Here is a 17,958-nt window from a genome sequence, read left to right on the forward strand (position 1 = left end):
CGAAGCCGCAGTTCAACTGCTACATTGGGCGAAAATCAACCCACCGAGGTGTAGGCCATGACGTTCTCGGAACAGGAGATTAAACCCGTATGGGATGAAGTCGCGCGCCTGATCGGCGACAGCGTGATGCAGCTGCGCCATCGCGGCGAGGCGCTGTCGGTGGAAACGCTGGAGAAACATCTGGCGCGGCAGCTGGCCGAGAGCAACGACATCGAACGGCGTATCCTGCTCGGCGCCGCCATCAACATGCTGAAAGGCGGAAAATGAATCGCCAACCGAAAAGGTTGGCGATCCGACAGAAGCCCGAGGTATGCAAGCCCGGCCTTCTGCGCGCTACTATGTCACGCTAATATGACGTAATTAATAGGAATTGTCGGGTTTTTGCCCAAAACGCCCTATTTTTGTTGCCTGCATTACGCCAACACGAAATCGCCGGCATCCAGCGGCTGCCCCACCACTTTCACCAGGAAATCGTTGCCGTCAAAGGCGCCGCCCAGGTTGATCGCCACATCGCTGACGTGATTTTGCGCATCGTAGCTCAGCTTCGCCTCGCCCGCCTTGCCGCTGAACTGATCGACGAAGCGGATGCCGTCGGCGCTGCCGGTGTTGAACAGCGTCAAATCGATCTTGTCCTCGCCGCGCACGAAGTCGCGGATCCAATCCGGCGCCGCCGCCGTCGACTCATCCGCCGCGAAGTAGACGAAGGTGTCCTTGCCGGCGCCGCCCCACAGCTGATCCGCCCCTTTGCCGCCGTACAACACATCATCGCCCGCGCCGCCCTTGAGCACGTTATCGGCGGCGTTCCCGACCAGCACATCGTTACCCGACCCGCCGATGGCGTTTTCAATCGTTACGCCCGCCGCGATCGACACGTTGCCTTTCAGGCCGCCGACGTCCGAGAACGCCTTTTCATTCAGGTTGATGCGCTGATTTTGGCCAAAGCCGGAGAAGTCGAAGGTGTCGTTGCCGCCGGCATCCCAGGCGGTGAAGATTATCTTGTCCTGCGCGCCGGTGGCGGTGAGGAAGTCGCGATCGGTGTTGGAATTGAAACCGTAAACCGTGTCGCCGGTGCGGGTGTTCATGTTGGCGCCGTAGAAATGCTGGATCGCCGTGATGTCATTGAGCAACGGCCCGGAAGAGTACGCGCCTTTAAAGTCCTGCCCGGTGTTGCTTTCGCTGAAATAGCTCATCAGGCTGTGGGCGCGGCTGTCTTCGAAGTAGGTCGCGTCTTTAGCGTAGGTGATGCTGACGCCCGGCGCGGCGTTATAGTCGCCCGGGTGCTGCAACCCCAGCGCATGACCGATCTCATGGGTGAAGGTCTGGCGGCCGTACTCGTTTTCATGGATCTGGTTGTTGACGAAGGTGTGGTTCTTGGCGTTATACCAGGTTTGACCGGCGACCGAAGGCGAAGAATCCGGGTTATACGCAAAGGCATAGGAGCCGCGCGAGCTGTAATCGAACAGACCGAATTTGATGTTGGCGGCGGCGGTGTTGCTGGTCTCGGTGAAGGTAATGTTGGCCACGTCGGACCATGACTGCAGCGACAGTTTGGCCTGCTCGCGCTGTTCCGCGTTAAAGCTGCTGAAGCCGCTGATGCTCATGCTCGACATATTGCCCGGCGCCTTTTCCCAGAAGCTGTAGGTCAGGGAGACCGGCTTTTCGGTCACGCCCTTGTCGTGCCAACTGCGATCGCCGCGCACCAGTTCCAGGCCGGCATTCTCGAACGTTTTCGACGGATGAAGCACGGTAATGGTGTCGTCTTCATCGGGTTTATAAGCGCCCAGCAGGGCTAATACGCCTTCGGCCTTAACGGAAGCATTGCTTGATGACATAACCTTATCTCCATATTCGTCAATTCAATCGGGGGGATGCCCCAACTGGCGGATTGCCTGAACGGCAGCGGCCCGGTGTTGAATCAATACGGGGATATCGGTAATGCGCTGGCGCCTTCCATCGGCACTCTGAATGAGAACGATAATCCCTTAAGAGAAGAGAATAGACACATTTTACCGAGAACAGATTTTTCTTATCAAAAGTGTGACAGGGATTTTCCGCCATGCGAATGATTTTCAAGGTAATAATCAGCATTATCACGATGTCGAAAAAAGTATAAAAAAACCGGGGCAATCCAACCCCGGCTATCCATAACACACTCTGGACTCAGACTAACCAACCGAGCAACAGCGTCGCGCCAATGACCGTGGAAGCGCCGCCGATGCGCGTAGCGATTTGGGCGAACGGCATCAGCCCCATGCGGTTGGACGCCGACAGGATCGCCACGTCGCCGGTGCCGCCCAGGCCGCTGTGACAGCAGGTGACGATCGCCGCTTCCACCGGGAACATCTTCAGGTAAGGCGCAATCAGGAAACTGACCAACCCCATCGACAGCACCACCGAGCCGCAGACCACCACATAGCCGACCGAGAACACCGCAACCACGCTTTCCAGCGGCACGTACAGCATGCCCAGACCGATCATCAGCGGCCACACCAACGCGGTGGAGACGAACTTATAGAAACTGTGCGCGCCGGTCTCCATCGAGGCCGGGATCACCCGGCAGTATTTGCACAGCACCGCGAACAGGATCATCAGCACCGGGCCAGGGATATGCACGATATGCTCGAACAGGCCGCCGACGATAAAGAAGGCGCAGATCACCAGCAGCCCGCCGCCCATCAGTTGGAAATCGACGTTGCCGCTTTGTTCCTTGATGGCGAACATCGCGTTCTCCTGCGCCGAACGGATCAGCATGCCGTCGCCGCTCAGCGCCTTGCGCTGCATGCCGATGCGCGCCAGCACCCCGGCGGTCACGATGGCGAAGATATTACCCAGCACCGCCGCCGGCGCCAGCTGCGCGACGTAGACGTCCGGTGTCGATCCCAGGATCGCCGAATAGGCCAGCGACAGCGGTAAAATGCCCTCGCCGATGCCGCCGCCGATGATCGGCACGATGATAAAGAAGAAGGTGTGATAGAAGGTGAAGCCGAACAGTTTCCCCACCAGCAGCCCGGTGATCACCGCCGTGACCGTGCCCACCACCAGCGGCACGAACATGCGAATCATCCCCTGGATCAGGATCACCCGGTTCATGCCGAGAATGCTGCCGACCACCAGACTGGCGATGACGAAATAAAGCAGGTTGGCGTCTTTCATCAGCAGATGGACGGTGCCCATGACGTTGGGCTGGAACACGTTGAAGTAGACCAGCACCGACGGCACCATCAAACACAGAATGGCCGGCCCGCCGATATCGCGCAGCACGGGAATGCTTTTACCCAACTGCGCCAACGCAAAGCCCAGCGTCATTATCACCGCCAGGCCGCCGATCATATTCTTCGGCAGGAAGTTGGCGTAGGCGGAAATCGCCACGATGGCGCAAATCGTGATAAACAACGCGATCGGCACCGCACCGATATCTATTTGACGAAGTTGATTAATTAATCCTGATGATTCGGACGATGCCGTATTTTTATCACAGGCTATTTCTGCATTTATCTGTTTCATTATTCACCCTGCTGACAAGCGTACAGTACGGTTAGATTCACCTGGCGCAATAATCCCGCCATAGCCAAGTGAAAACAACTAATTACAAAAATCCTATTGCGGATTTCGCTTTTTCTAATAAGAAATAAAACAGTAGACAGTACTGACAATATGATAAAAAATAAAAATGCAAAACTAAATTACGCTGAGGGAATTCAATATTGTGACCCTCCGCCAAGGTTGGTTTTAATTAATTATCGTCAGCATTTTGTAATTAAAGTAATCAGGCTTAAATTCGCTGCTATGCTATAGGAGGGCGAAAAAGCCCCCTGCTTTATTAATAAAGAACCGGAAACGCCATTAGCTGAATCCGGTCAGCTTGATCCGAACCTTAATCCTGCGCGCGGCACCGCACGGGAAAAAGGCATAATATGACTCATAAGGAAGTAGAATATGTCTTCACGCGCTGTTACCCCACAAACCCTCGCTCGCTACGGCATCCATCAGGCCGCCGACATCGTCTATAACCCCAGCTATGAATTGCTGTTCGCCGAAGAGACCCGCGCCGACCTGCCGCCGCTGGAACGCGGCACCCTCACCCAACTGGGGGCGGTCAACGTCGCGACCGGCGAATTTACTGGCCGTTCGCCGAAAGACAAATACATCGTGCGCGACGACACCACGCGCGACACCGTCTGGTGGTCCGACAACGGTACCGGCAAGAACGACAACCAGCCGCTGTCGCCGGAAGTCTGGCAGCATCTGAAGACGCTGGTGGGCAACCAGCTCTCCGGCAAGCGTCTGTTCGTGGTGGATGCCTTCTGCGGCGCCAACGCCGATACGCGCCTGAAGGTGCGCTTCATCACCGAGGTGGCCTGGCAGGCGCACTTCGTGAAAAACATGTTTATCCGCCCAAGCGACGCCGAGCTGGCGGACTTTGAGCCGGACTTCGTGGTGTTGAACGGCGCCAAATGCACCAACCCGGACTGGCAACAGCAAGGGCTGCACTCGGAAAACTTCGTCGCTTTCAACCTGACCGAGCGCATGCAGCTGATCGGCGGCACCTGGTACGGCGGCGAGATGAAGAAAGGTCTGTTCTCGATCATGAACTATCTGCTGCCGCTGAAGGGCATCGCCTCGATGCACTGCTCGGCCAACGTCGGCGAGCAAGGCGACGTCGCGGTGTTCTTTGGCCTGTCAGGCACCGGCAAAACCACCCTCTCCACCGATCCGAAACGCCAGCTGATCGGCGATGACGAGCACGGCTGGGACGACGACGGCGTGTTCAACTTCGAAGGCGGCTGCTACGCCAAAACCATCAAGCTGTCGCCGCAGGCGGAGCCGGAAATCTATCAGGCGATCCGCCGCGATGCGCTGCTCGAAAACGTCACCGTGCGGGCCGACGGCAGCATCGACTTCGACGACGCCAGCAAAACCGAGAACACCCGCGTCTCTTACCCGATTTATCACATCGAGAACATCGTCAAACCGGTGTCCAAAGCCGGCCACGCGCGCAAGATCATCTTCCTGACCGCCGACGCCTTCGGCGTGCTGCCGCCGGTGTCGCGCCTGACGCCGGAGCAGACCCAATACCACTTCCTGTCCGGCTTCACCGCCAAGCTGGCCGGCACCGAGCGCGGCATCACCGCCCCGACGCCGACCTTCTCCGCCTGCTTCGGCGCCGCGTTCCTGACGCTGCACCCGACGCAATACGCTGAAGTGCTGGTGAAACGCATGGAGGCCGCCGGCGCCCAGGCTTACCTGGTCAACACCGGCTGGAACGGCAGCGGCAAGCGTATCTCGATCAAAGATACGCGCGGCATCATCGACGCCATCTTGAATGGCGACATTGAGCAGGCCGACACCTTCACGCTGCCGATCTTCGGGCTGGCAGTGCCGACCGCGCTGCCGGGCGTCGATCCGTCGATCCTCGATCCGCGCAAAACCTACGCCGACGAATCGCTGTGGCAGGAGAAAGCGCAGGATCTGGCGCAGCGCTTTATCGATAACTTCGCCAAATATACCATCACCCAGGCGGGCGAAAAGCTGGTGAACGCCGGGCCGAAGCTGTAACGCAGACGTTTAGCATCCTGCTGTTTAAGGGCCGAACTTTCGGCCCTTTCTTGTTTTCATCCTTCCGCCAGCAAACCCGGCATCACCAGCGCCACCGCCGCCGCGATGCGCTCGTCGATCGCGCTGCCGGGCGGCAACAGCCCCAGCGTCATCTGCCGCAGCGGTTCGGCGATGGCCATCGCCAACAGCAGATCGCTGGTTTGCGCCCAGTCGCGCTCACGCAGCCACCCGCACTGCTGCTGGCGCCGCAGCCAGTCCGCCACCGTCGCCCGTCCGCGCTGAATGCCGTTGCGCTGATAGCTGTCCAGCAGCGCCTCGCGCCCCGGAAACTCGCTTTGCAGCAGCCGAAACATCCCCACCGCTTCGGCGCTCAATACCTGCTGCGCCACCGCCTTCAGCCCTTTTTCCAACAGCGGCGCCACCGCCTCCCACCGCCCGGCATCCTGGGCGAAGGCCGGCTGAAACGCATCGGTCCAGCCGCTCACCGCCTGCGCCACCAGTTCGTCGCGATTGGCCGCAAAGCGATACAGGGTTTTTTTAGCCACCCCGGCGCGTTTCGCCACCGCATCCACCGTTGCCGCGGCATAGCCGCCGTCGAGCAACAGCGCCAGCGTCGCCTGCGCCAGCGCGGCGCGCAGCGCCGTTTCCGGCGTGGCCGGCCGGCCGCGAGCACGCAGCGGTTCTTCATTCGGGTTCGCCATATTTATTCCTCACAAGCATTGACAGACTCAGCATAGCGGCATAACTTTATTTTGGAAACACGATTCGTTTCCAAAATAAAACAGGAACCCATTATGACACATCCTTCCCTGCTGGCGCCGTGGGGCGTTAACGATATCAACGAGTTGCTCAAACCTGAACCGCTGCGGCTGGAGATGGGGCTGAGTCGCAGCGCCGACGGTTTGCTGACCGTCGCGGTCCGTACCGATCTGCACGGCTGCAAGGGGCGCATGCTGGACTGGTGGTTCACCTTCTTTGAGAACACGCAGCACATCAACTGGTGGCACCCGCACGATCACGTTGAACATCGCGGCTGGGACCGCCATTGGAAAAAAGGGGAAAGCTACGTCGGCGCCAGCATCGAAGCGGTCGAATGGCTGGCGGAGCTGCCACCGGTCGCGGCGCGCCTCAAATTCCACGCCGCCGAGGACTTCTTCGCGCCGCAACCGCTGCGCCAGGCGCGTGACGCGCAGGCGCTCTCCGCCGCCGTGTGCGCGCGCATCGGCTTCGGCGACCAGGTGGCGTTGGATGACAACGGCGATCCCTGCGACGGCGAGATGCTGCATCTGGCGCGCGATACGCCCTACGGGTGCGTGCTGCGCAGCCGTTTCCTGCTGGGTAAAGCCTGCGCCAACGCCCACGACGAACTCTCGGACGACATCGGGTTTAACCTGATGCGCCACTGCTACAACGAGTTCAGCTATCTGGCGCAGTTCCTGCCGTCGCTGTACTACGCCGAAAACGGCCGCGAGCCGGCGCCGTTGCTCTGGTAATGCATCAGCGGGGACCTGTTAATTTTTCGCGATATCGCTATAGTGATTTTCATCGTTTTCCCCTGAGCTCATGACGGAGACATCATGGAAAATCCCTGCTATAGCGGCGGCTGCCTGTGCGGGCATATTCGCTTTCAGGCACGCGGCCTGCCTGGCAATCCGCACAGCTGTTCCTGCGATTTTTGCCGCCGCCACTCCGGCGCGCCGACGCTCTGCTGGGTCGAATTTCCGCGTCAGGCCATCGAGTGGAACGGCCCGGGCGGCATGCCCACACTCTACCGTTCTTCACCCTATTCCAGCCGCGCCTTTTGCCCGCGCTGCGGCAGCACGCTGGGGGCGATCGACGACGAGCCGACGGTGGCGCTGGCCACCGGCAGCTTCGATCGGGCCAATCTGCCGGAGCTGCGCCCGACCTCACATGCGTTCGCCGATGTTTGCCCCGAATGGTGGCGTATCGACGGCATGCGCTGAGCGCCTCACAGTTCCCGCTGAAATCAATTGATTGTTTTGTCGTATAAATTTAGAACTGACGAACAATAATTCAAATGTATGGGAACGGGGATGAATCAACAGACTCTCGACGCGCGCCGGTCGCGTCAGGCGTTGCTGGCCGGCTCGGTCGGCAACTTTATCGAATGGTATGAGTTCGGGGTATACGGTTTTCTGGCCACCGTCATCGCCGCCAATTTTTTCACGCTGCAGGGTGAAAATGAAATCACCAGCCTGATCCTCACCTACGCCGCCTTCGCGCTGGCATTTTTCTGCCGGCCGATCGGCGCGGTGATCTTCGGCCGTATCGGCGATCGCATCGGCCGTCGTCCGACGCTGATTGCGGTCCTGCTGCTGATGACGCTGGCGACGGCGTTAATCGGCGTCATGCCGACTTATGCCTCGATCGGCGTCGCCGCCCCGCTGCTGCTGACGCTGCTGCGTATGTTCCAGGGGCTGTTCGCCGGCGGCGAATTCGGCGGCGCCGTGTCGCTGATGACCGAGTTCGCCCCAAAGGGCAAGCGCGGGCTGTTCGGCGCATGGCAATCGCTGACCGTCGCGCTCGGCCTGTTGGCCGGCGCCGGGCTGGTGGCGCTGCTGGCCGCGCTGCTGAGCGTGCAGCAGTTGCATGACTGGGGCTGGCGCATTCCCTTCCTGCTGGCGCTGCCGATGGGCGCCGTGGCGCTGTGGCTGCGGCTCAAGCTTGAGGAAACGCCGACGTTTACCCAGGCGCAGCAACATGCGGAACACGCTATCACCCCACCGGAAGTGAAGCTGGGCGGCGTGGTGAAAACCATTCTGGTCGGCATCGGCCGCATGATGGGTTGGTCGGCCGCCGGCTATACCTTCCTGGTGGTGATGCCTTCCTATTTGCAAACCTCGCTGCACGCCACCTTCCAGCAAGCGCTGGTGGCGACGGTGCTGGCCAACGTCGGTTTCGCCCTGACCATCCTGCCGGCGGGCATCATCAGCGACAGGCTGGGACGAAAAACGGTGATGCTGACGGCGGTGGCGGCGGTGATCCTGTTCACCTTCCCGCTGCTGCACCTGTTGCAGGATGCGCAGAGCTCACTGTGGATCAAAGGGCTGGCAGTCATGATCGCCGGCGCCGTGGTCGGCCTGCTGGCCGGTCCCGGCCCGGCGATGCTGGCGGAGATGTTCCCGACCCAGGTGCGCTATACCGGCCTGGGGCTGGCTTACTCGCTGTCCAATGCGGTGTTTTCCGGCTCGGCCGGGCTGATTATCACCGGCCTCATCAAACAGACCGGCAATATCGACATTCCCGCCTACTATGTGGTCGCCACGTCGGTGGTCAGCCTGTTTGCGCTGATGACGCTGCGCCGCGACGATCATCTGCGCTCGCTGAACGAACGTTAATCCTCCGGGGGCGCATCGCCCCCATTCCAACTCGTGATAATGATCACAACGCAATAATGTTAACGTTAACTTTTGTGATTAACATCGCATGAGTGATAACTGACAGCTTCATCCATCCGCGAGTTAACGTTAACAATAGAGCTAACTTCACTCACCGGGGCCCTACCCATGAACCGCGAAACGAAAAAATATTACGTGCTGCTCAGCGGCCTGCTGTTCTTCTTTTTCTTCACCTGGTCTTCCAGCTTTTCGCTGATCTCGCTGTGGCTGAATCAAAAGATCGGGTTGAAAGGCGCCGAGACCGGCCTGATCTTCTCCGCCATCTCGCTGGTGGCGCTGTGCGCACAGCCGTTGTACGGCTTTATTCAGGACAAACTTGGGCTGCGCAAACACCTGCTGCAGTTTCTCGGCGTGATGCTGCTGCTGACCGGCCCGTTCTTTATCTACGTTTATGCCCCGCTGCTGGCGAGCAGCCTGCCGCTCGGCGCTTTGGTCGGCGGGGTGTTCATCGGCGCGACCTTCTTCGCCGGCATCGGCGCGCTGGAGTCTTATACCGAGCGCGTCAGCCGCATCAGCGGTTTCGAGTTCGGCCGCGCCCGCATGTGGGGCTCGCTCGGCTGGGCCAGCGCCACCTTTGTGGCCGGTTTTATCTTCAATATCAATCCGAACATCAATTTCTGGCTGGCCTCCGCCGCCGCCGTGGTATTCCTGTTTCTGCTCAGTCAGGTACGCGAGCTGAAGCCGAACGCCATGGCCGGCCTGGCATTCGGCAAACCGGAGAACCTGCGGCTGCAGGACGCGCTGGCGCTGCTGCGCATGCCGGGCTTCTGGGCGCTGGTGGTGTTTGTGCTGGGGATCAGCGTATACAACGTTTTCGATCAGCAATTTTCTGTCTACTTCGCTTCACAGTTCGCTTCTCGCGCACAGGGCAACGAGATGTACGGTTTTCTCAACTCGCTGCAGGTCTTCCTCGAAGCCGGCGGCATGTTCCTGGCCCCGCTGCTGGTGAACCGTATCGGCGCCAAGCAGGGGCTGTTGCTGGCGGGCAGCGTGATGGCGCTGCGCATGTTCGGTTCCGGGTTGGTCACCGGCGCCCTGATGATCTCCGCCATGAAACTGCTGCACGCCGTAGAATTGCCAATCCTGCTGATCGCTATCTTCAAATACATCGCCAGCCGCTTCGACAGCCGACTCTCCTCCACGCTGTACCTGGTAGGCTTCCAGTTCATCACCCAGGTGATGGCCAGCTTCCTGTCGCCGCTGGCGGGCTACGGTTATGACCGCATCGGCTTTGCCGACACCTATCTGCTGATGGGCTGCGCGGTCGCCGTCACCACGCTTGTCTCCTGTTTCTTGCTGCGCGGCGAACGCTCCGCCACGGCAACGCCCTTTCCATCCGCCATTAAATCAAGTGAGTCTGTCCAATGAACACTGCTTTAGCTCAAGCCGACCATGCGGTCGAAGCCCTGTGCGCAGAGCGCCGAGACGATTATTATCCGCAGTTCCATCTCGCACCGGCCGCCGGCTGGATCAACGATCCCAACGGCCTGATCTGTATTGACGGCGTCTATCATGCCTTCTTCCAGCATCACCCCTATAGCGAACACTGGGGGCCCATGCACTGGGGGCATGCGACCAGCCGCGATCTGATACGCTGGCAGCGCCAGCCCATCGCCCTGGCGCCCGATGCGCCCTATGACAAAGACGGTTGTTTTTCCGGCTGCGCCGTGGATGACAACGGCGTGCTGACGCTGCTTTACACCGGCCACGTGTGGTTGGGCGAACCCGGTGACGACAGCCTGGTGCGGGAAGTGCAATGTCTGGCCACCAGCGAGGACGGCATACGCTTCGTCAAGCACGGACCGGTACTGGCCCCGCCGGACGGCATTCAGCATTTTCGCGATCCGAAAGTCTGGCGCGAAAACGGCGAATGGTGGCTGGTGGTCGGCGCCAAAGAAAACGGCCTGGGCCAGGTGCGCCTGTACCGCTCTGCCGACCTGCGCGCCTGGCGCTTCGATCGGGTGCTGGCCGGCGCGCAAACGGCGCATCAGGGCTATATGTGGGAATGCCCGGATTTCTTTCCGCTGGGCGAGCAACACCTGCTGCTGTTTTCGCCGCAGGGGCTGGCGGCGCAGGGCTACCGCTACCGCAATCGCTTCCAGAGCGGCTATCTGCTCGGCCATTGGCGGCCGGACGGCGACTTTACGGTAACGCAGCCCTTCTGCGAGCTGGATGCCGGCCACGATTTCTATGCGCCGCAGACCTTCACCGCCGCCGACGGCCGTCGGCTGCTGTTTGCCTGGATGGATATGTGGGAATCACCGATGCCCAGCAAAGCGCACCGCTGGGCCGGCGCCCTCACCCTGCCACGCGAGCTGACGCTGGCCGCCGACGGCAGCGTCCGCATGAATCCGGCGCGTGAACTGGCGGCGTTGCGCCGAGGATCGCAGACGTTGTCGGCGCAGACGCTGACCAATCAGCATCTGCCGCTGACGAACGATATGCAGGAGCTCATCCTGACGTTGAGACCGGCCGACAGCGACGCCGAGCGGTACGGTCTGGCCATTGGGAGTGCGGCGCGGCTGTTCGTCGACAATCAGTCACACCGATTGGTGCTGGAGCGTTTTAATGAACACCCGGCGCTGTGCACCTGCCGCAGTGTGCCGCTGCCGGAGGGTGACATTCTGTCGCTGCGGATCTTTATCGATCGCTCCTCACTGGAGATCTTCGTTAATCAGGGGCAGGCCTGCCTGACCAGCCGCATCTATCCGACGGCGGGCGATCGCCGCCTCAGCCTGTTCGCCGAAGGCGGCCAGGCGCTGTTCGAGCCCATCACGGGATGGCAGTTGGCAAGCATCTGGGGGTAATGGGAATGAGCACCGGGCGCGCAGCGACGCCCCCGGTGCGTTTACAGCGAACCACGTTCCAGCAGCGGGCAAGGCACTTTCACCGTATCACGCTGTTCCCGCCGCTCAATCACATGCAGCGCCGCAAGACGACCCAGTTCATAATGCGGCAGCTGCACCGTCGTCAATGCCGGCAGGAACAGCTCGCCGGTGCCGACCATATTGTCGTAGCCCAGCACCGCCACCTGCTGCGGTATCCGCCATCCTTGCGCCAGCAATACCTGATACGCCAGAAACGCTATCCGATCGTTCCCACACACCACGACATCGCAATCGCGCCGGCCGGCGGAAAAATGCCGCTCCAGCAACGCTACGCAGTCGCGATAGCTTTGATCGCCGGCGCTCAGATCGAGATGATACTGCCGCAGCTGTTCAACATCGCGCCCCGCTTCGCGCCAGGCGCGTTCCAGACCGCGGCGGCGCAGCCCCGCCGCCAGCGTATCCGCCGGTAAATGAATGCACAAAGGCGCGCGATAGCCTTTGGCGATCAGCGTGCGCGTCGCGTCATACTGCCCTTGCTCATCATCAGGAATGTAGCTGGCGATCGAATGCGCCGGGCTGACGCAGTTGGCCAACACCAGCTTTTTGTCCAGCAGTTTGGCCGGCAGCGTCACCTCACGCAGTCCCATCGTGGTGAAGATCACCCCATCCGGCCGATGCGCCAGCAGCAGATCGACGGTCTGTTCGGCGTTGTCGTCGGCGAACAGGTTGACGACGAAGCTGTTCCAGCCGCGCTCGCGCGCGGTTTTCTCAATCGACAGGATCATTTCCACCGAGAACGGCGTCGTGGCGGTGTCCAGCGCCAGCACGCCGAGCGTCTGCACGCGATTTCCGTCACCGCGAATACGCCGCGCCGACAGATCCGGCACATAGTCCAACCGATCGATAGCTTGTTTGACGCGGCGGTAGGTTTCCGGCCGCAGCTTGCCGGGATCATTGATGGCGCGGGACACCGTCATCAACGAGACTCCGGCAAGTTTTGCGACGTCTTTCAGCGAAGCCATGCGCCCTTCTTTATGATTAATGGGAAAAAGTGAATAATCCCATAACCGAGCGCAGGACTCTACTCTGCGTTAACGGGGTGTGATGTCCGCCCACAGGATAGCGCTGCCGGCCCTTAACGGCGCCACGTCGCCCCCCGCCGCCGATGCCGTCCACCAGACGCCCTCGCGCGCGCTCAGTTCGCCGCCTCCCGGCAGCGACCAGAGCCCGCTCAGCACATACAGCACCCCCGCCCGCCCCGGCGGCAAGGTTAGCGGCTCGGCGCTGCGTTGCACCTGCGCCGCTAGCCGGCCGCGGCGCGTCATGATGTTGAAATCCTGACTGGCGCCGCCCAGCAGCGTCGCTTCCAGCGCCACGTCGCCGGAGAACGCGAACGGTTCCCCGACGCGAGCCAATTGATGGTCGATATGCCCGGCGCTGAACAGCCGCACGCCGTCGCCTTCCAGCAGCGTGATCGAACGGTCAATGCCCGCAAAGGCGGAAAACGGCCCGTCCTGCGCGATGGTAGCGATGCTGGCGCGCCAGTCAAAATCCTGCGCGCCCGGGGGCCAGCTGACGATTTCACGGGTTTCCCCACCGCCGTTGCGCCACGGGCTGACCGGCAGCCCAGCGAAATTAAAACGGGTCAGGCTCATTACGCCTCCTGCTGAAAGGTTTTCAACACCTGCAGGAACTCGGCGCTGCTCTGCTGCTGCAGCGCGTGCCGCCCCTGCTCGATCACCTGCCGGCCGCCGACGAACACGTCGCGAATTTGCTCTTTGCCGCCGGCGAACAGCCAGCGGTTGAGGATCGAGGCGTCCGGCGCCGCCGCCAGATACGGGTCGTCGCCGTCCAGCACCAGCCAGTCGGCGCGATAGCCGCTCTGCAACCGGCCGATCGGCGCGCCGCACGCCTGCGCGCCGCCCTGAAGCGCCTGCAGGTACAGCACATCGCCCACCGCCGATTGCTGCGGTGTCGTCAGGCGATTGCGGCGCTGATCGCGCAGCCGCTGCCCATATTCAAACCAACGCAGCTCTTCCACCACGTTGAGCGAAACGTGGCTGTCGGAGCCGATGCCCCAACGCCCCTGCTGCTGCAGATAGGCGTCGCCGGGGAAAATGCCGTCGCCGAGGTTGGCTTCGGTGGTCGGGCACAGGCCGGCCACCGCGCGACTGCGCGCCAGCGCTTCCAGCTCATCGCGATCCAGATGGGTGGCGTGCACCAGACACCAGCGCTGATCCACCGGCAGATGATCATACAGCCAGGCCACCGGTCGCTGCCCGCTCCACGCCAGGCAGTCGTTCACCTCTTTTTGCTGCTCGGCGATATGAATATGCACCGGCAGGGTGCGATCCGACGCGGCCAAAATCTGTTGCATCTGGCCAAGTTCCACCGCGCGCAGCGAATGGAAACACAGACCGTGATTCTGCAACGGGCGATCCGCCAGTTGGCGAGCAATCACCTGCTGCTGTTGCAGGTAGCTTTCGGCATCCTGGATAAACCGTTTCTGCCCCGGCTGGGCCGGCTGGGCGCCAAAACCGGCGTAACTGTACAGCACCGGCAGCATCGTCATGCCGATGCCGGCCTGATGCGCGGCCTCGCTGAGGCGGCCGGTCATCTCACCGCGATCGGCGTAAGGCTTGCCGTCGGCGTCGTGATGCAGGTAGTGGAATTCGGCCACCTGGGTATATCCGCCCTTGAGCATTTCGATATACAGTTGACGGGCGACCACCTCCACCTGCTCCGGCGTCAGGCGCTGCACCAGCCGATACATCAGATCGCGCCAGGTCCAGAAGCTGTCCTGCGGGTTGCCCGCCACTTCCGCCAACCCGGCCATCGCGCGCTGAAAGGCGTGGGAGTGCAGGTTCGGCATGCCCGGCACCGCATCGCCGTGTAGCCGGGTGCAGCCTTGCGGTTCAGCGTTGGCGGTAACTTGAGTCAGATAACCTTGCGCATCGACGTCCAGCCGGACGTTATGCGCCCAGCCCTCAGGGAGCAAAGCGCGTGGGGCAAAATAAGCAGGCATGGCAGAATTCCACGGTTGATGTAACGGCGAATGAAGCGCGGCGATGGCGCGCATTCAGGAATTTTTGGCGGTCGCCGGCAAGTTTCTGGCGCGACGGCCACTAGTTGTATATACATATACATACGCCGACATCAACAGTAAACTGGTGTTATTATTTTTTTATTTGACGAGGTTAACGTCGTGGCTGAACAACAGACCGTGTTACAACTGGCGGCTGCAATGAGCGATGCCCCCGCCCCGATCTACCAACGGGTCAAACAGGCGATCGTGAATCAAATTCGTGCGGGGCATTGGCAACCGCACCAGCGCGTGCCCTCCGAAAGTGAACTGGTGGCGGAACTGGGCGTCAGCCGCATGACCATCAACCGCGCGCTGCGCGAGCTGACCAGCGAAGGTTTTCTGATCCGCATGCAAGGCGTCGGCACCTTCGTCGCCGAAGCCAAGGCGCACACCGCGCTGCTGGAAGTGCACAACATCGCCGATGAGATAGCCGCGCGCGGTCATCGCCACAGCAGCAAGATCCTCGAGCTGAAGGCCCGAGCGGCCAGCGAGGAAGAGGCGACGGCGCTCGGCATTCACCCCGGCCAACGGCTGTTCTACTCGCAGATCGTGCATTACGAAAACGACGTGCCGGTGCAGGTGGAAGACCGCTGCGTCAACCCGCTGGTGGCGCCGGATTACCTGAAGCAGGATTTCGACCGCGTCACGCCTTACACCTATCTGACGCAGGCCGCGCCGCTGACCGCCGGCGAACACATCGTCGAAGCGGTGATCCCGACCCGACGTGAACGCGAGCTGCTGCAGCTGGAAGACCACGAACCCGGCCTGCTGATCCACCGCCGCACCTGGTCCGGCAAAACCGTGGTGACCTCGGCCCGGCTGCTGTACCCCGGCAGCCGCTATCAACTGTTCGGCCGCTTCACCAGCGAAGTCTGATCCCCGGCGGGCGCGCCCTGCGCCCGCATCTCCGCTGTCGATCACATCCTGATAACAAAATCTCTCCCGCCTCTTGTGACATCCCGGTGAATGCGTTAGGTTGTTTTTAATTGTATATACAACCATGTGGGAGCTGCGGCTCCGGCGGAGGAAAGCAATGACGTCTGAGATTCACTGTGACAGCCTGTGGCGCGGCGCCGATATCGTCACCATGCGCGACGGCAAATATCACACCCTGACCGACGGCGCGATCGCCGTACGCGACGGCAAGATTGTCTGGATTGGCGAACATGCGGCGCTGCCGCCCGGCCTGATGGCGGACGAAACGGTGAAATTCGACGGCGGCATCATCACCCCCGGCTTTGTTGATTGCCACACGCACCTGGTGTTCGGCGGCAACCGCAGCGGCGAATTCGAACAGCGGCTGAACGGCGTAAGCTACGCCGACATCGCCGCGCAGGGCGGCGGCATCATCTCCACCGTGAAAGCCACCCGCGAAGCCGACGAAGCGCTGCTGCTGGAACAGGCGCTGTTCCGTCTGCGGCCGCTGCTGGCGGAAGGCGTCACCTGCGTGGAGATCAAATCCGGTTACGGCCTCAGCCTGGAAAGCGAGCTGAAAATGCTGCGCGTGGCGCGCAAACTGGGCGAGCTGCTGCCGGTCGAGGTGAAAACCACCTGTCTGGCGGCCCATGCGCTACCGCCGGAATACGCCAACCGCGCCGACGACTACATCAATCTGGTCTGCGATACCATCATCCCGCAGGCCGCCGCCGCCGGCCTGGCGGATGCGGTTGACGCCTTCTGCGAACATCTGGCGTTCTCACCGGCGCAGGTGGAGCGAGTCTTCGCCGCCGCCGAAGCCGCCGGTTTGCCGGTCAAACTGCACGCCGAACAGCTCTCCGCCCTCGGCGGCAGCACGCTGGCGGCGCGCCATCACGCGCTCTCCGCCGACCATCTCGAATACGCCACCGAACAAGATGCCCGCGCCATGGGCGACGCCGGCACCGTGGCGGTGCTGCTGCCCGGCGCCTACTACCTGCTGCGCGAAACCCAGTGCCCGCCGGTGGAGCTGTTCCGCAAGCACCATGTGGCGATGGCGATCGCCAGCGATGCCAACCCCGGCACCTCGCCGGCGCTGTCGCTGCGCCTGATGATCAACATGGCCTGCACGCTGTTCCGCCTGACGCCGGAAGAAGCGCTGGCGGGCGTTACGACCCACGCCGCCAAAGCGTTGGGGCTGCAACACAGCCACGGCACGCTGGAAACCGGCAAGGTGGCGGACTTCGTTCACTGGCCGCTGTCGCGGCCGGCGGAACTGGCTTATTGGTTGGGCGGCCAGCTGCCCTGTACGGTGATTTTCCGAGGAGAAGTACGCCAATGACCATTCGCGATCCTTTTAGCTTCCAGACCGGCAGCCTGCCGCTGCTGATCAGCATCCCGCACGCCGGCACGCAACTGACGCCGGCGGTCGAGGCCGGGTTGACCGACGACGCCCGCCCGCTGCCCGATACCGACTGGCACATTCCGCAGCTGTACGACTTCGCCCGGGCGATGGGCGCCAGCGTGCTGGTCGGCAACTATTCGCGCTTCGTCATCGATCTGAACCGCCCGGCGGACGACAAACCGCTGTACACCACCGCCACCACCGGTCTGTATCCCGACGTGCTGTTCGACGGCCGCCCAAGCTTCCTGCCGGGCAAAACGCCGACGGACACAGAACGCGCCGGCTATCTGCAGCAAATTTGGCAACCTTATCATCAGCAGCTGCAGAACGAGCTGGCGCGCCTCAAAGCGCGGCACGGCTATGCGTTGCTGTTCGACGCGCACTCCATCGCCTCGGTGATCCCGCGGCTGTTCGACGGCAAACTGCCGGATCTCAACCTCGGCACCAACGGCGGCGAAAGCTGCGCCCAGGCGCTGAGCGATCGGCTGGTCGCCTGCTGCGAGCAGCAACAGCAGTACACCCACGTGCTGAACGGCCGCTTCAAGGGCGGTTACATCACCCGCGCCTACGGTCAACCGCAGCAGCAACAGCATGCGATCCAGCTCGAGCTGGCGCAGGTCAACTACATGTCCGAACAGTATCCTTTCGCGTTCGAACCACAGCGCGCCGCCTCGCTGCAGCGCCTGCTCAAGCAGATGGTTGAAAGCCTGTTGGACGGTGCCGCCAGGCTGAACTGATCCCCCTTTACAG

Annotated in this window: 16 protein-coding genes; 10 read left to right on the forward strand and 6 right to left on the reverse strand. The window is 61.5% G+C overall.

Annotated elements, in window-relative coordinates; translation table 11 throughout:
* The first annotated feature begins 57 nt into the window (after nt 1-57).
* Nucleotides 58-267, forward strand: coding sequence for a hypothetical protein (locus ACJ8M3_RS07395; RefSeq protein WP_033642834.1), 210 nt, complete (start codon nt 58-60; stop codon nt 265-267).
* 146 nt (nt 268-413) lie between these two features.
* On the opposite strand, the gene ACJ8M3_RS07400 is transcribed toward ACJ8M3_RS07395, so the two are convergent.
* Complete coding sequence (locus tag ACJ8M3_RS07400; protein WP_033652108.1) at nt 414-1,832, reverse strand: serralysin family metalloprotease; 1,419 nt, start codon at nt 1,830-1,832, stop codon at nt 414-416.
* Between the two features lie 328 nt (nt 1,833-2,160).
* Entirely contained in the window at nt 2,161-3,504 is a 1,344-nt protein-coding gene (locus ACJ8M3_RS07405; protein WP_033642832.1) for a 2-hydroxycarboxylate transporter family protein, read from the reverse strand.
* Nucleotides 3,505-3,936: 432 nt separating this feature from the next.
* On the opposite strand from ACJ8M3_RS07405, the gene pckA reads away from it, so the two are divergent.
* Nucleotides 3,937-5,556, forward strand: coding sequence for a phosphoenolpyruvate carboxykinase (ATP) (gene pckA, locus ACJ8M3_RS07410; protein WP_442514638.1), 1,620 nt, complete (start codon nt 3,937-3,939; stop codon nt 5,554-5,556).
* Between the two features lie 56 nt (nt 5,557-5,612).
* On the opposite strand, the gene ACJ8M3_RS07415 is transcribed toward pckA, so the two are convergent.
* A complete protein-coding gene (locus ACJ8M3_RS07415) occupies nt 5,613-6,257 on the reverse strand; it encodes a TetR/AcrR family transcriptional regulator (RefSeq protein ID WP_089196969.1) in 645 nt (214 codons plus the stop codon).
* Between the two features lie 93 nt (nt 6,258-6,350).
* Here ACJ8M3_RS07415 and ACJ8M3_RS07420 point away from each other — a divergent pair, with 93 nt between their 5' ends.
* From ACJ8M3_RS07420 to ACJ8M3_RS07440, 5 genes are all read left to right on the forward strand, one after another.
* Complete coding sequence (locus tag ACJ8M3_RS07420; protein WP_025302572.1) at nt 6,351-7,049, forward strand: DAPG hydrolase family protein; 699 nt, start codon at nt 6,351-6,353, stop codon at nt 7,047-7,049.
* A gap of 84 nt (nt 7,050-7,133) precedes the next feature.
* Nucleotides 7,134-7,520 (forward strand): GFA family protein, encoded by a 387-nt coding sequence (locus ACJ8M3_RS07425; RefSeq protein WP_033642828.1) that lies wholly within the window; start codon nt 7,134-7,136, stop codon nt 7,518-7,520.
* Nucleotides 7,521-7,610: 90 nt separating this feature from the next.
* Entirely contained in the window at nt 7,611-8,915 is a 1,305-nt protein-coding gene (locus ACJ8M3_RS07430; protein ID WP_089196968.1) for an MFS transporter, read from the forward strand.
* Between the two features lie 168 nt (nt 8,916-9,083).
* Nucleotides 9,084-10,343 (forward strand): MFS transporter, encoded by a 1,260-nt coding sequence (locus ACJ8M3_RS07435; RefSeq protein ID WP_089196967.1) that lies wholly within the window; start codon nt 9,084-9,086, stop codon nt 10,341-10,343.
* The gene (locus ACJ8M3_RS07440; protein ID WP_089196966.1) at nt 10,340-11,782 is read left to right on the forward strand and encodes a glycoside hydrolase family 32 protein; all 1,443 of its coding nucleotides are present in this window, start codon (nt 10,340-10,342) and stop codon (nt 11,780-11,782) included. The genes ACJ8M3_RS07435 and ACJ8M3_RS07440 overlap by 4 nt, the downstream gene beginning before the upstream one ends.
* Before the next feature lie 41 nt (nt 11,783-11,823).
* Here the strand turns inward: ACJ8M3_RS07440 and ACJ8M3_RS07445 are convergent, their stop codons facing one another.
* From ACJ8M3_RS07445 to ACJ8M3_RS07455, 3 genes are all read right to left on the reverse strand, one after another.
* Complete coding sequence (locus ACJ8M3_RS07445) at nt 11,824-12,825, reverse strand: LacI family DNA-binding transcriptional regulator (RefSeq protein WP_033652100.1); 1,002 nt, start codon at nt 12,823-12,825, stop codon at nt 11,824-11,826.
* 69 nt (nt 12,826-12,894) lie between these two features.
* Nucleotides 12,895-13,458, reverse strand: a complete 564-nt coding sequence (locus ACJ8M3_RS07450; protein ID WP_089196965.1) for a HutD/Ves family protein — start codon at nt 13,456-13,458, stop codon at nt 12,895-12,897.
* Nucleotides 13,458-14,828, reverse strand: coding sequence for a formimidoylglutamate deiminase (locus tag ACJ8M3_RS07455; protein WP_089196964.1), 1,371 nt, complete (start codon nt 14,826-14,828; stop codon nt 13,458-13,460). Before ACJ8M3_RS07455 ends, ACJ8M3_RS07450 begins: the two co-directional genes overlap by 1 nt.
* Before the next feature lie 180 nt (nt 14,829-15,008).
* On the opposite strand from ACJ8M3_RS07455, the gene hutC reads away from it, so the two are divergent.
* The 3 genes from hutC (at nt 15,009) to hutG (ending at nt 17,945) form a co-directional block, all read left to right on the forward strand.
* A complete protein-coding gene (gene hutC / locus ACJ8M3_RS07460; protein WP_033638258.1) occupies nt 15,009-15,764 on the forward strand; it encodes a histidine utilization repressor in 756 nt (251 codons plus the stop codon).
* A gap of 157 nt (nt 15,765-15,921) precedes the next feature.
* Nucleotides 15,922-17,145, forward strand: a complete 1,224-nt coding sequence (hutI, locus tag ACJ8M3_RS07465; protein ID WP_046686929.1) for an imidazolonepropionase — start codon at nt 15,922-15,924, stop codon at nt 17,143-17,145.
* A complete protein-coding gene (gene hutG, locus ACJ8M3_RS07470; protein WP_069100092.1) occupies nt 17,142-17,945 on the forward strand; it encodes an N-formylglutamate deformylase in 804 nt (267 codons plus the stop codon). Before hutI ends, hutG begins: the two co-directional genes overlap by 4 nt.
* The last annotated feature ends 13 nt before the right edge of the window (nt 17,946-17,958 follow it).

Origin of the sequence: Serratia sp. CY55921 (assembly GCF_052167655.1) — a bacterium.
Taxonomy (GTDB): Bacteria; Pseudomonadota; Gammaproteobacteria; order Enterobacterales; family Enterobacteriaceae; genus Serratia; species Serratia ureilytica.

Excerpts from the sequence above, each read along its gene's own strand:
- ACJ8M3_RS07425 (WP_033642828.1), top strand. The coding sequence starts at position 7,134 with ATGGAAAATCCCTGCTATAGCGGCGGCTGCCTGTGCGGGCATATTCGC.
- ACJ8M3_RS07435 (WP_089196967.1), top strand. The coding sequence starts at position 9,084 with ATGAACCGCGAAACGAAAAAATATTACGTGCTGCTCAGCGGCCTGCTG.
- ACJ8M3_RS07440 (WP_089196966.1), top strand. The coding sequence starts at position 10,340 with ATGAACACTGCTTTAGCTCAAGCCGACCATGCGGTCGAAGCCCTGTGC.
- ACJ8M3_RS07450 (WP_089196965.1), bottom strand. The coding sequence starts at position 13,458 with ATGAGCCTGACCCGTTTTAATTTCGCTGGGCTGCCGGTCAGCCCGTGG.
- pckA (WP_442514638.1), top strand. The coding sequence starts at position 3,937 with ATGTCTTCACGCGCTGTTACCCCACAAACCCTCGCTCGCTACGGCATC.
- ACJ8M3_RS07415 (WP_089196969.1), bottom strand. The coding sequence starts at position 6,257 with ATGGCGAACCCGAATGAAGAACCGCTGCGTGCTCGCGGCCGGCCGGCC.
- ACJ8M3_RS07400 (WP_033652108.1), bottom strand. The coding sequence starts at position 1,832 with ATGTCATCAAGCAATGCTTCCGTTAAGGCCGAAGGCGTATTAGCCCTG.
- ACJ8M3_RS07430 (WP_089196968.1), top strand. The coding sequence starts at position 7,611 with ATGAATCAACAGACTCTCGACGCGCGCCGGTCGCGTCAGGCGTTGCTG.
- hutG (WP_069100092.1), top strand. The coding sequence starts at position 17,142 with ATGACCATTCGCGATCCTTTTAGCTTCCAGACCGGCAGCCTGCCGCTG.
- ACJ8M3_RS07405 (WP_033642832.1), bottom strand. The coding sequence starts at position 3,504 with ATGAAACAGATAAATGCAGAAATAGCCTGTGATAAAAATACGGCATCG.
- hutI (WP_046686929.1), top strand. The coding sequence starts at position 15,922 with ATGACGTCTGAGATTCACTGTGACAGCCTGTGGCGCGGCGCCGATATC.
- ACJ8M3_RS07445 (WP_033652100.1), bottom strand. The coding sequence starts at position 12,825 with ATGGCTTCGCTGAAAGACGTCGCAAAACTTGCCGGAGTCTCGTTGATG.
- ACJ8M3_RS07395 (WP_033642834.1), top strand. The coding sequence starts at position 58 with ATGACGTTCTCGGAACAGGAGATTAAACCCGTATGGGATGAAGTCGCG.
- ACJ8M3_RS07420 (WP_025302572.1), top strand. The coding sequence starts at position 6,351 with ATGACACATCCTTCCCTGCTGGCGCCGTGGGGCGTTAACGATATCAAC.
- ACJ8M3_RS07455 (WP_089196964.1), bottom strand. The coding sequence starts at position 14,828 with ATGCCTGCTTATTTTGCCCCACGCGCTTTGCTCCCTGAGGGCTGGGCG.